The sequence below is a fragment of the Pedobacter psychrodurus genome, from assembly GCF_004331735.1.
GTDB lineage: Bacteria > Bacteroidota > Bacteroidia > Sphingobacteriales > Sphingobacteriaceae > Pedobacter > Pedobacter psychrodurus.
Map to the genome: position 1 here is coordinate 12,927 of NZ_SJSO01000015.1, position 12,081 is coordinate 25,007.

Below are 12,081 nucleotides of genomic sequence, written 5' to 3' on the forward strand. Positions count from 1 at the left end.
TATAAATAAATGAGAGTAGTAGCAGAACTTCCACATCCGGAATGTAAGATTAGCATTTTTTCGATGAACCAAAAGTATATCGTAAAGTTCGAGCAGGGAACCTTTGAGCAGAGTTATAAACTGGCAGAACTTGATCTGAGTGGAGGTGGCGTGAATGATGTGTTCGAAATTATTGATGAGGAATTTATCCAAACGGTTATTGCACGATTTAAGGTAATGCGTTCTGATTTTACAGCTGCATATAACAGACATCAATATTAATGATTTAACTTGCGTAAGTTGCTGATTATTAGTTTGTTTATTCGGTTCTTAGAATTATATTCTGAATTTTAGGATATTTTTAGCCCTAAATATCAAACTGAATATCACTTTTTGTTTAAGTGAACTATTCTATCTTGTTGATATATTGATTTTTAAATACATTAACAAAATATTATTCTTTGTGCTTATTTTGCCAAATAAATGGGAGGTTTGAGTCAAATCGTCATTTCGACTGTAGCGTAGCGGAATGGAGAAATCTTTGAACTTAACTGAAAGATTCTTCGCTGCGCTCAGGCTGACAAATAAAAATGCGCATTAATGAATCTGTATTCATCTGAGCGCATTTATATATTCTATTTTCGTTCTTTAAGGTCCTTCGCTGCCATTGGCAGATTCCAAGAACGGTCGTCATTCTCACGCAGGCGGGAATCTTAAAGCTTATGGCATTACGATTATCTTCGATGAGCACTTCGTGGTTCCCAATCAAGTTGGGAATGACGATTCCCCGCGGATTATCATCTCTTAAAACCCTATTATCATAAATATTGGTTTTTATACCAATAAATTATCCCTCAGAATGACCACGAGGGAGTTCCGTGTACTCCGTATTTCCGTGGCCAAACTTATTAAGAAATTACAGTGTCATGCACCACCACCCTATACCAGTTCTTAGAGAATTTTTCTACGGCATCTAAATGCACTTTATCTTCCTGATAAGCATTATGGTCTGCGATGTTGGCAAATGTAATGGTTAGCGAATAGGTAAAGGAGTTATCGGTAACAGGGCGTACTGGCGTATTAGCGGCTAAGCCATAACTTAATGTTTTAATATATTTTATAGGCTTTAAGCTTTCGAAGAAGTTGGCGAAATCTGCGATCTCTGTTTTGGTCAGTTGAGGTTTTAACCAGAACATTACGAAGTGTTGGATCTGTCCTTTATCTGCTGTAATATTAATTTCTGTCATCGTTTCTTTTTTTGTTAAATATATAAATCATTTTATAGGGCACAAAAAAAGTCCCGATGTAAATCGGGACTTTAGATATCTTTAAAAACCTTTTTTTAGTTTTTAGGCTGCACTCGACCAGATTTTCTGTCTTCACCTCTACCGATTAAATAGCCGCCACCAGCTCCAACTAATCCGCCAATTATAGCACCCCTACCTTTTTTCTTATCAATTAAAGCACCACCAACTGCTCCTGCTGCACCACCAATAACTGCGCCTTTAGCTGCATCGCTCCAACCTTTTTTCTTAGCTGTTGGTTGTGTACCACCATAAGCACTGCTAGAACCACCGCCAGAGCTTGCATAAGATCTAGATGAGCTTGTTCTTCTTGCTGCAGCTAATTCTGCCTGGTGTTTAGCTTCTTTTTCCTGCTCTACTTTTGCAACTTCGGCCTTTCTAAAGCTATCTAACCTTAAACTATCTTTAACGGCTTTAATAGCCAGTTGTTTTTCGGCCTGTTGTTGTTTTAACGCTGCTTCTTCTTTTGCCTTGTTATTACAAGCAAATAAAACTGAAGAACTTAATGCGATTACTACCAATATCTTTTTCATAACTCTTAATTTTTTAATATGACGCTTGTTTAGTTACCTAACCTCGCTAAACAGGTTTCAATGGATTGTGTGATTTAGTTAATTACCGATACTTAAGAAAAAATGATGCCAAAATTTTATGATTGAAAAAATTATTCCAATAAATCCATATACCAGAAGCCCGAAAGTGCTGTGGTTGAGCAAGGTGAATGCTCATCTGTTGTCGTTTTGTTTGGGGTATTATAGGTTCTGAATACCTTCTCTCCGATGGCGAAAGTGATTTTATTCCTAAAAATTGGTCCTTCGAATGCGAAAGTATGAAACTCTCCATTCTCGCCACAGGGATCGATATCTGGAGGAAGTTGGCTAATTAAATCGAGACTGATTACTTTTCCACAGAAATTTTCGAGGTTTTGCTGTGTGCAAACAATGATGGTTTTATAGTTCAGGTTCAAAAATTCATTGATCAAATCTTTAGTATTTTTCTTCCAGAGGGGGAAAATAGCCTTAAGCCCAATTTCAGCTAATTTGTTTTCCCGATAAGTGCGTAAGTCCTCTAAAAAGATATCACCGAAAATAGAATGGGTAATGCCCTCCTCCTTAAATTTAGAAAGATGTTTCTTCATGGTACCATCGTAGGTTTCCATATCAGGCATTTCGCCTAAGCGGATCTGATATAACGGAATACCAATACTTTCGGCCTGTTTAATTAATAAGGCTTCTCTAACGCCATGCATCGAAACACGATTGTATTTTTCGGTAACTGTAGTAATCAGGTAACGGATTTCGATGGTAGGATCTTGTAAAGCATAGTGTAATGCCAATGTACTGTCTTTACCACCACTCCAATTAAAAATGCAAATCTTTTTATCTGGCATTAGCTAGGATTTCTTTTAATTCTGCAACGCCTTCTACAGCATTCTTTTCAATACTGATTACGTTTTTATAACGTTTTACATCAGGTGTTTTGGGATCGATAATATATTTGTCAACAAATGATGGAACAAAATCTATTAAACCTGCCGCAGGATAAACGGCTAGTGAAGTTCCGATCAATACAAATAAGTCGGCCTGTTTGCAGAGTTTAGCTGCTACTTCTATCATAGGTACCGCTTCGCCAAACCAAACTACATGTGGACGAAGTTGAGAACCCAACTCGCAAAGCTCGCCCATTTTGATTTCTGAACCTACTATGGGATAGGTTAATTCCGCTTTTCTATCGGATTGAGATTTGGTAATTATGCCATGAAGATGCGTAACTTTAGTAGAACCTGCCCTTTCGTGCAGATCATCAATGTTTTGGGTAATAATTTCAACGTCGAAGTCTTTTTCCAACTCAGCCAGTAATTGGTGAGCCAGATTCGGATCTGCAGCTAAAACCTGACGTCTTCTTTCGTTATAAAACTCTTGTACCAATTCGGGGTTTCTTTCCCAGGCTTCAGTAGTAGCCACGTCATAAACATTATAGCCTTCCCACAATCCATCAGAATCCCTAAATGTTTTTAACCCACTTTCGGCACTGATCCCTGCTCCTGTTAAAATAACTAATTTCATAAGATGTGATTGCACAGATTTAAATGATTACACTGATCTTAGTGATTTCACGGTTTTACTGTGGTTAATGAATTTCTTCGCTATGCTTTCACTTGGTTTAAAAATCTCTGGGTGAAACATACAGGCTAAAGCTTCGATACCTTCAACCAAAGTACCTACACTCGGTTGGGTAAACATATCAAAATCGGCAATATAAACCTGATTGTTTTTTACAGCCTCTAGGTCGGTCCAGTCTGGTTTTGAGGTTAACAATTCCATTTCTTCCATACTTCTTTTCATATCAAAACCACATGGTGCAATAACCAAAACCTCTGGGTTATATTTCAGGATTTTATCCCATTGAGTTACAATAGAGTCTCCACCAGGATTAGACAACATATCTACACCACCAGCGGCTGCAATCTGAAAGGGAATCCAATGTCCGCAGTTGTAGATTGGTTCGATCCACTCCATGAGCATAATCCTTTTTAGTGGTGCACGGTTTGCCCTAAGCTGATCTAAAATATGATCTGTTTTCTTTTGCAAGCCTGCCAGATAATTTAGTGCTACTTCTTCCTTTCCCAAAGCTTTGGCAATGGTAATGGCGCATTCGAAAACATCCTGTAGGTTATTTGGCGATAAAGGAACTAGCGTTGGCTGTTTGCTCAGCTTCATTACTGCGGTTTCGGTACAAACGGTATCAATGTTGCAAACCTCGCAGATATCTTGTGTGAAAACCACATCGGGCAATATGCTTTCTAAAAGATTGTCATCTACCCAATACAAACTTTTACCTTGTGCTTTGGACGCTGAAAATATGCGATCGATTTCAATGCTTGAATAATTTTTGCCTTCAAGTATACAGCGAACAACCTTTGGCTGGTTTACCGCCTCTTTAGGACATTCGAATGTTACCCCATGCAGGTATTCCTGCAGGCCCATATCGTAAATCATTTTTGTAGCGGCAGGTAAAAAGGAAACAACTTTCATGATGGAAGATGTAAAAGGTGAAATGTAATGGATGTTCTAAGTTATAAAAAATCCCCTTTTGAATCGAATCAAAAGAGGATTTCTATGCTATTTTTCACTTGTTTGGTGCAACACCAACCAAGTGGATATTTCTATAACTCTTGAGTCTGCAGTTTTAATACCGGGTATTTAGCTTTTAAAACTTCGAAAGCTCCGAAAAGTAAAGCACCATAAATCACTGTCCCTTCTAAGAATCTAATTTCGAATGGAATAGCTTTTACTAAACATGCCCAAAAGCCTGCTAAATCTTGCGTATATGCCGGATTCTGATACCAAACACCAATATCGCTTACAAGCCAGTGGATTAAAACAATGGTTAACGTTGAGGCCAATAAATTCACTACATTCACTTTTTTTAGCAATAGCCTTCCTGCTAATACCATTAATGCAAAAGCAATATAGGTCCAATACCAACCTTGATATAAGAAACCGCTGCTGTATTTGCTGAATATGGTAGTCGACAAAATGATATCACTTAAAAACAAACTCAATAACGGGAATGCAAATGCTTTAAGATGATCTTTAAAATATGCTCCTCCAAATAAAGCTACCGCTCCTATTGATGAGAAATTGGCAAACTTTAATTCATCTGAGTTAAATGTTACCAGTAAACGGAAAGCCGTTATTGCCAATATCATTAACAACAAAATTAAAGTACGTGGATTAAATTTTAAATGAGACATGCTATTTCTGGTTAATATTTAAGCAAAGTTAAATTTTTATTAGCGGATATTAAAACTTACACCCGTATTAAAGTTGAAGCCAGGCGTATTGTAACCAATAATTTCACTGTATTTTTCGTTCAGTATGTTTTTGGCATCAAAAAATATCTTTATGCGTTTTTTAGCCAATGCATATTCTGCATATGCACTTAACAGTTTATATGATGGCAAAAGCTCATCAATAGATTTAGTGGTGAAGTAAGTATCGTAGCGGTTTCCGAAATAACGGAAATTAGCGCTAACATATAAATTGCTGGTAGCCTGGGCGCCAGCATTTAGGCCGAATGTGTGCTTTGGTCTGCGGATTAAATAATTGGTGGTTCCGGTATTTCCTTCAACATAAGCATAATAACCATTAATGTTAAATACACTAAACTTTGCTGCAGGCTCTACTTCAAAACCTTTAAATTTTTGGCTAGCCTGGTTGATATAACTCGTAGTGTATACAATGGCATCAGTTAAATCACGTTTGAAACCTGCAATACGTAAAGTAAATTTCTCATCAGCGAGATTTAAGTTTACACCAGCCTCATAATTTTGAGATTTTTCAGGTTTCAGATCGAGATTGGCACCATATTGACCAAACAACATATTCAGCGTAGGAATTTTGAATGCAGTAGATACTGTTCCAAATAATTTTACTTCTTTAATGATGTTGATGCTTGGGGTAACAGAATAGGTATAGTTTTCGCCATATTGATCATGTTTATTGTAACGTCCGCCTACTTCGAGGTTAAAAATGCTTAAATCGTGTAAAAACAATGATCCATAAGCAGCGAAGATATTGGTTGTAGGGTTTTTGGTATCGGTAACCAATTTCATTTTTCTATTGTCGATACCTACAAGTAAATCTAATTTATTGCCCAGTTTCTGGTTGTAGAATAAATCAACCACATTAAGTTTACCGAAGTTTAAAAATTTACTTTCGAAACCTGAATAACTAGAGTTTACATTGTTTGAGTTACTCTCGTGGCTATAATTAAGCGTTATTTTACCAGTATTGAATTTATATTCTGAGTTGAAACCCGCACTAAACTGTTTTAAAATAGAATTGTTGGTAGGTAAGCCATCGCTAAATGCTCCTTCATCAATTTTATAATCGCCATAGAAATAACGTAAAAACGGATTAACAGAGAAATTTTTGTCGAGTTTGATCCCAAAATTAGCGTTTAAACCATCGGTTTTAAACCCATCTTTATCAAATATTGATGCACTACCTACTTGTGGTGCGGCTTCAGAAATTCCGTCGGTTTTTAAATGAGTGTAGTTAATATTGTAAGAAAAACCTTCTACACCACCATTTAAACCAATGGTTCCTTTGTAGGTTTCGAAACTCCCTGCACTGGCAACACCGTAAATGGTATTTCCTTTAGGTCCGCCTTTTTTAGTTACAATGTTGATTACACCTGCAACGGCATCAGATCCGTAAATGGTAGACTGACCGCCTCTTAAAATCTCGATATGATCAATCTGATCAACGGAGAACAGACGCAGATCGAATGTACCGCTGATACTTGAAGGATCGTTCTGAATAATTCCATCAATCAACACTAAAGTATAACCACTGCCTGATCCCCTGAAAAAAATACTTTTATCTTTCCCCTGATTACTGTTTCCACCGCTGATAATGATGCCTGCCTGTTCGTTTAATAAATCTGGCAACGATTTACCATTGCTGCGTTCGAGTACTTCACGGCTGATAATACTGACTACTTTGCCTGTTTGCGATTGTTTCTGATCGTTTTTAGTCGCAGAAATTACAACGTCTTTAAGTTGTAAACTGTCTTGATTTTGAGCATTAGCCACCTGGCTAATCATTAACTGTGCAAGCCCTAGCCCTGCTACAGTTAGCATTCTTTTTTTGTTCATTTGATTGTGGTTTTGCCCACAGCCAACAGATTAGGAAAGGAAATGAAAATATGAACAACGTTAATATTTCAGTCCTAGCTTCAATCCCCGAAAGCTATGAAATTAAACGCTAAAGGCAGGTCTTCTGACTTACTCCCGGGTTTCCGGCCTTCCCATCCCGACTAGTCGGAACAGTGGCAGATTGATTGGAAATCCGTTAAGGAGCTTACAGCTGCGGGACAGTTACAGATTTACACTGTATTCCCTTTTAATTCCGGGTGTAAAGCCGGAAACCAAAAGCGCTGCAAAAGTAGCAAAATTAAACTAGATGTAAAATGGATGATGGAAAATGGTGGTTTTAATAGAAAAAGCTAAATTAGGAATCAAATTTTACCCATGAGAAGAATATTAATTGTTGCATTTTCATTAATAAGCCTATCTGTTATGGCACAAAAAACCGATACTGTTTTTCTGAAGAAATTAATGGAGTCCAAGCCCGAACTTTTTTCATCGGTACTTAACCATCCAGATAAAAACCAGGTTCAGGTGTTATATACCCAGGTTAATCGCGATGCGAAGCATAAACCCACTTTTAAAACATTTAGTTATAATTTAGATCCACACCATTATTTTTATCCTGCCAGTACGGTTAAACTTGCCGCGGTAATTTTTGCATTAGAAAAAGTAAACCGCTTAAAAAGTACAGGCTTAACGGCTAAGAGCGCTATGATTACCGATAGTGCCTATAAAGGGCAAACAAAAGTATTAAAAGATACAAGCGCTAAAAATGGGCTTCCATCAATAGAACACTACGTCAAAAAGATTTTGCTTACCAGTGATAATGATGCCTTTAACCGTTTGTTCGAATTTATTGGCCGGGCAGAAATTAATGAAAAACTAAAGGCAAATGGCTTAAACGATAGCCGTATTTTAAACCGCTTGGCCATTGGTGATGCAGGTGAATCGGCCAAACATACCAATCCAATCAAGTTCTACAATGGAGAGCAATTGGTTTATGATCAGGCTGCCCAGTACGACCCAAAAGAATATGAATTGAAATTAAGTAATCTGGTAGTGGGTACTGGATATATGGATAGCACCGACAAGTTGGTGAACAAACCTTTCAGTTTAGCAGGGAAAAATGCCTTCGCCATTAACGATCAACAAAAACTCATGCAGAAATTGATTTTTCCTGAGTCTTTTCAGGCGAAAGAACGGTTTAACCTTAGTCCAGAAGATTATAAGCTGATTTATACTTACATGAGCAAATATCCTACTGAAAGTGATTTTCCTAAATACGACCCTAAAGCGTTTTGGCCTACTTATGCTAAAATGTTGTATTATGGTCGAGAACGTGTAACTCCAGATGCAAACATCCGGATCTTTAATAAATATGGTGATAGTTATGGCTACATCATCGATAACTCCTATTTTGTTGATTTTAAGAATGGAATTGAATATTTCCTTACCGCAGTAATACAGAGCAACGAGGATGGCATATTTAACGATAATAAGTACGAATACGAAACGGTTTGTTTCCCCTTTATGAAAAACTTGGGCAAAACTATTTATGAACTTGAATTAAAAAGGGTTAAAAAGCACAAGCCCGATTTAAGTAAGTTTAAGATAGATTATGTTTATTAAAACCTTTCCCTTCTTTTAAGGTTTGTAGCGTATAAATTGTATAAAAAACTATACATTAATTAAAAAATAATATATTCGCATTTCAAAATTAAAGAATACATCTCTAATGGCTAAATTATTAATAATTGACGATGAGCGTGCGATAAGGAGTACCTTACGCGAAATTCTGGAGTACGAGAATTATGATGTTGAAGATATCGATAACGGTATTGATGGCCTCGAAATGATCAAAAAAGGGAATTTCGACCTGGTACTTTGCGATATCAAGATGAATAAAATGGATGGTATAGAAGTGCTCGAACAGGCACAAATCATTAAACCCGATTTGCCATTCATTATGATATCGGGTCATGGAACAGTTGAAACTGCCATTGAAGCCAGTAAAAAAGGAGCTTTCGATTTTATTTCTAAACCACCTGATTTAAACCGTTTATTAATTACGGTTCGTAATGGTTTAGACCGTGGAAATTTGGTTACCGAAACCAAGGTTTTAAAACGTAAAGCAAGTAAAACCCGTGAGATTTTAGGTGAATCGGAAAGCATTTCTAAAATTAAAGAAACTATAGAGCGTGTTGCGCCTACCGAAGCACGTGTATTAATTACCGGTGCAAATGGTAGCGGTAAAGAATTGGTAGCCCGTTGGTTACATGAGAAATCAAACCGTGCTGATAGTCCTTTAATTGAGGTAAATTGTGCTGCTATTCCATCAGAACTAATTGAAAGTGAATTGTTTGGTCACGAAAAAGGTTCGTTTACCTCTGCTGTTAAACAACGTATCGGTAAATTTGAACTGGCTAATGGCGGAACTTTATTTTTGGATGAGATTGGCGATATGAGCCTTTCTGCACAGGCAAAGGTTTTGCGTGCCCTACAAGAACATAAAATTTCACGCGTAGGTGGCGAAAAGGAAATTGAGGTTAACGTTCGCGTTTTAGCAGCTACCAATAAAGACTTACTAAAAGAAATCGAAGATGGTAACTTCCGTATGGATTTGTACCACCGGTTAAATGTAATCAATATCCATGTTCCGCATTTAACAGAGCGTACCGATGATATTCCTGTTATTGCGCAGAACTTTTTAGAGAATATATGCAGCGATTATGGGATGCCGGTTAAGAAAATAAATGATGGCGGTATGTCTGCTTTAAAAGCTTTGCCTTGGACAGGTAATGTGCGTGAGCTACACAACATGATTGAGCGTTTGATTATTTTGAGTGATAAGGTAATTACTGAAAATGATGTACGTGCATTCGCCAATCCTGGTGGTGGAACAAATATTGGTGCTGCAACCAGTGCACAGATTGCTGGTGCCGGAGGTTCGAGCCTTGCATCTTCTTTCGATTCGTTCAACAATTTTCAGGATTATAAAGATCACGCAGAACGCGAGTTTATCAAATTCAAATTAGAGAAGAACAACTGGAACGTATCAAAAACAGCAGATGAAATTGATATTCAAAGAAGCCATTTGTATAGTAAAATTGAGAAATTCGGTCTAAAAAGAGCGGAATAAGATCATAATAAGAAGTCAAGTTTTTAAAACTTGACTTCTTTCGTTTAAAATAGGCTATTCGTCATTTCGACCGCAGTGGAGAAATCTTTGCACTTAAAGCGTAGCTAAAAGATTTCTCGGCTTCGCTACTCTTCGCTCTAAATGACGACTGACGGTGATATAAGGCTACCCCATATAATCATTCTGTCTCATCAGCAATGCTCTGTACTTATTAAAAATCGCAGTTTTAGAAACGAAACCTAGATATTGGTTTTGTGCGGTTAATACGGGTAAAATCCATACATTGTCTTGCTCCATTTTCTCTAATACCATTTTCAGATCATCATTTTCGGTAATAGCGTTCGGTGCAGGCTTAACCAAATGAGAAGCCTGCAAGTTTTCCTTATCGGGGTGATTAATCATTTCATTAAATAGTTCTTCTATGTAAATGATGCCCTTAAAATCGCCTAATTCGTTAGTAACCGCACAGATATTTTTATGCGACTGCAAAATTTCATTCATCTTAACGGAAATCAAATCATTCATCTGTAACTGGGGATAAGTTTTTTCGATCAGGTATTTCAGTTTCATCTGGTTTAAAACGGTTGTATCCTTATCCTCATGAGATAATAACTCTCCCTTATCGGCAAGTGCTTTGGTATAAATAGAATGTTTTTGCGAGCTGCGGTTAATGGCGTAAGAAATCGCAGTGGTAATCATCAATGGAACCATTAAAATATATCCCCCCGTAATTTCGGCAATCAGAAAAATACCCGTTAAAGGGGCATGCATAATGGAGCCTAAAGCAGCGGCCATTCCTGCTACAATAAAATTAGATACGTTTAATTGTGCTATTCCCGATAAATTCACTACGTAAGCAAATATAAACCCAATTAAACCACCCATAATTAAACTCGGTGCAAATGTTCCACCATTACCACCGGCACCTAAGGTAACCAAGGTAGCTATTGACTTCATGAAAATGGTCACCACTGTAAACAGTACTACTAAAGCCGGAATGGTATTGTAACCGGCGAAAATACTATTGTTAATAACCGCTTGATAATCGCCTTTTAATAAGCCTTTTATGGTGATATAACCCTCACCATATAATGTTGGAAATAGAAACACCAAGGCGCCAAGCATTAAACCTCCTACAATTACTTTGGTATAAGGATGCTTGATTTTATAGAATAACCCTTTTACAGCATAATTGGCTTTAGTAAAATAGATCGAAAATAAGCCAATAAAACATGCCAGTATCACATAATAAAACAGTGCGTTTACCTTCCATCCTTCTGTAACTAAAAAGAAAAGTTGTTGTGTGTAAAATAATCTTGCTACTACTGCTGCTGTTGCAGCTGATAATAAAAGCGGGATAAATGCAGGAATGGTAAACTCAGGCAATAAAATTTCGATAGCGAAAACAATCCCAGCCACCGGACTGTTAAATGCTCCTGCAATACCGGCTGCTGCGCCACATGCCACCAACATGGTAATTTCACGATAAGATAAACCCAGTAAACGTCCAAGGTTTGAGCCTATTGCTGATCCACTGGTAACAATTGGTGCTTCCAAACCTGTTGAGCCACCGAACCCAACCGTTACTGCTGCGGTAATAATCTGCGAATAAATATTGTGTGCTTCTACCTTACTCGATTTTTTTGAAATTGCATAAAGCAAAGGGGTTAAACCCGTTTCGAATTTTGTTTTACGGATAAAGTATTTAATGTACAAAACCGTTAGAAAAATACCAATCATCGGAAATATAAAGTACAGGTAGTATTTATATTTCCAGTGCCAGTCTGATTGAAGAAATTCTTCGATATGGTGGGTTAAACTTTTTAAAGCGGCAGCTGCAAGTCCTGCTAAAATTCCGACAATTACAGCAAGGATAATTAAGAAATTACGGTTTGATATTTTAGATTTTCGGTACTGGTTAATCCTATCAAGGTAATTTACAAATCTGATGTACATTCTATTGTTTTTAATAGATGGGAATAGCCCAAAAGTAACAAAAA

11 protein-coding genes and 1 riboswitch are annotated in these 12,081 nt (G+C 37.2%); of the genes, 3 read left to right on the forward strand and 8 right to left on the reverse strand.

Going from position 1 to position 12,081, the window contains the following annotated elements; translation table 11 throughout:
• The first annotated feature begins 9 nt into the window (after positions 1-9).
• Positions 10-261, forward strand: coding sequence for a hypothetical protein (locus tag EZ456_RS16745; RefSeq protein WP_131532085.1), 252 nt, complete (start codon positions 10-12; stop codon positions 259-261).
• Positions 262-887: 626 nt separating this feature from the next.
• Here EZ456_RS16745 and EZ456_RS16750 read toward each other — a convergent pair.
• The 7 genes from EZ456_RS16750 to EZ456_RS16780 all read right to left on the reverse strand — a co-directional run bounded on the left by EZ456_RS16750 (position 888) and on the right by EZ456_RS16780 (position 6,948).
• Complete coding sequence (locus tag EZ456_RS16750) at positions 888-1,226, reverse strand: Dabb family protein (RefSeq protein ID WP_131532087.1); 339 nt, start codon at positions 1,224-1,226, stop codon at positions 888-890.
• A 95-nt stretch (positions 1,227-1,321) separates the two neighbouring features.
• Positions 1,322-1,816 (reverse strand): YMGG-like glycine zipper-containing protein, encoded by a 495-nt coding sequence (locus EZ456_RS16755; protein ID WP_131532089.1) that lies wholly within the window; start codon positions 1,814-1,816, stop codon positions 1,322-1,324.
• 131 nt (positions 1,817-1,947) lie between these two features.
• Entirely contained in the window at positions 1,948-2,673 is a 726-nt protein-coding gene (locus tag EZ456_RS16760; protein WP_131532091.1) for a Dph6-related ATP pyrophosphatase, read from the reverse strand.
• Positions 2,663-3,349, reverse strand: coding sequence for an SIR2 family NAD-dependent protein deacylase (locus EZ456_RS16765; protein ID WP_131532093.1), 687 nt, complete (start codon positions 3,347-3,349; stop codon positions 2,663-2,665). The genes EZ456_RS16760 and EZ456_RS16765 overlap by 11 nt, the downstream gene beginning before the upstream one ends.
• A 27-nt stretch (positions 3,350-3,376) precedes the next feature.
• On the reverse strand, positions 3,377-4,318 hold the full coding sequence (locus EZ456_RS16770; protein WP_131532095.1) for an ABC transporter substrate-binding protein: 942 nt from the start codon (positions 4,316-4,318) through the stop codon (positions 3,377-3,379).
• A gap of 131 nt (positions 4,319-4,449) precedes the next feature.
• Positions 4,450-5,040 carry a DUF6580 family putative transport protein gene (locus EZ456_RS16775; RefSeq protein WP_131532097.1) on the reverse strand — a complete coding sequence of 197 codons (591 nt, stop codon included), beginning with the start codon at positions 5,038-5,040 and terminating at the stop codon, positions 4,450-4,452.
• A gap of 39 nt (positions 5,041-5,079) precedes the next feature.
• On the reverse strand, positions 5,080-6,948 hold the full coding sequence (locus tag EZ456_RS16780; RefSeq protein ID WP_131532099.1) for a TonB-dependent receptor plug domain-containing protein: 1,869 nt from the start codon (positions 6,946-6,948) through the stop codon (positions 5,080-5,082).
• Between the two features lie 97 nt (positions 6,949-7,045).
• Positions 7,046-7,240: riboswitch (cobalamin riboswitch) on the reverse strand.
• An 83-nt stretch (positions 7,241-7,323) separates the two neighbouring features.
• On the opposite strand from EZ456_RS16780, the gene EZ456_RS16785 reads away from it, so the two are divergent.
• Complete coding sequence (locus EZ456_RS16785; protein WP_131532101.1) at positions 7,324-8,571, forward strand: serine hydrolase; 1,248 nt, start codon at positions 7,324-7,326, stop codon at positions 8,569-8,571.
• A 106-nt stretch (positions 8,572-8,677) separates the two neighbouring features.
• A complete protein-coding gene (locus EZ456_RS16790; RefSeq protein WP_131532103.1) occupies positions 8,678-10,081 on the forward strand; it encodes a sigma-54-dependent transcriptional regulator in 1,404 nt (467 codons plus the stop codon).
• Between the two features lie 165 nt (positions 10,082-10,246).
• Here the strand turns inward: EZ456_RS16790 and EZ456_RS16795 are convergent, their stop codons facing one another.
• Positions 10,247-12,037: a chloride channel protein gene (locus EZ456_RS16795; RefSeq protein WP_131532105.1), complete on the reverse strand. Its 1,791-nt coding sequence runs from the start codon at positions 12,035-12,037 to the stop codon at positions 10,247-10,249.
• Positions 12,038-12,081 lie beyond the last annotated feature (44 nt).

What these genes read in the sequence shown, in the direction of transcription:
- EZ456_RS16745 (WP_131532085.1), top strand. Translation starts at nt 10, where the DNA reads ATGAGAGTAGTAGCAGAACTTCCACATCCGGAATGTAAGATTAGCATT.
- EZ456_RS16750 (WP_131532087.1), bottom strand. Translation starts at nt 1,226, where the DNA reads ATGACAGAAATTAATATTACAGCAGATAAAGGACAGATCCAACACTTC.
- EZ456_RS16755 (WP_131532089.1), bottom strand. Translation starts at nt 1,816, where the DNA reads ATGAAAAAGATATTGGTAGTAATCGCATTAAGTTCTTCAGTTTTATTT.
- EZ456_RS16760 (WP_131532091.1), bottom strand. Translation starts at nt 2,673, where the DNA reads ATGCCAGATAAAAAGATTTGCATTTTTAATTGGAGTGGTGGTAAAGAC.
- EZ456_RS16765 (WP_131532093.1), bottom strand. Translation starts at nt 3,349, where the DNA reads ATGAAATTAGTTATTTTAACAGGAGCAGGGATCAGTGCCGAAAGTGGG.
- EZ456_RS16770 (WP_131532095.1), bottom strand. Translation starts at nt 4,318, where the DNA reads ATGAAAGTTGTTTCCTTTTTACCTGCCGCTACAAAAATGATTTACGAT.
- EZ456_RS16775 (WP_131532097.1), bottom strand. Translation starts at nt 5,040, where the DNA reads ATGTCTCATTTAAAATTTAATCCACGTACTTTAATTTTGTTGTTAATG.
- EZ456_RS16780 (WP_131532099.1), bottom strand. Translation starts at nt 6,948, where the DNA reads ATGAACAAAAAAAGAATGCTAACTGTAGCAGGGCTAGGGCTTGCACAG.
- EZ456_RS16785 (WP_131532101.1), top strand. Translation starts at nt 7,324, where the DNA reads ATGAGAAGAATATTAATTGTTGCATTTTCATTAATAAGCCTATCTGTT.
- EZ456_RS16790 (WP_131532103.1), top strand. Translation starts at nt 8,678, where the DNA reads ATGGCTAAATTATTAATAATTGACGATGAGCGTGCGATAAGGAGTACC.
- EZ456_RS16795 (WP_131532105.1), bottom strand. Translation starts at nt 12,037, where the DNA reads ATGTACATCAGATTTGTAAATTACCTTGATAGGATTAACCAGTACCGA.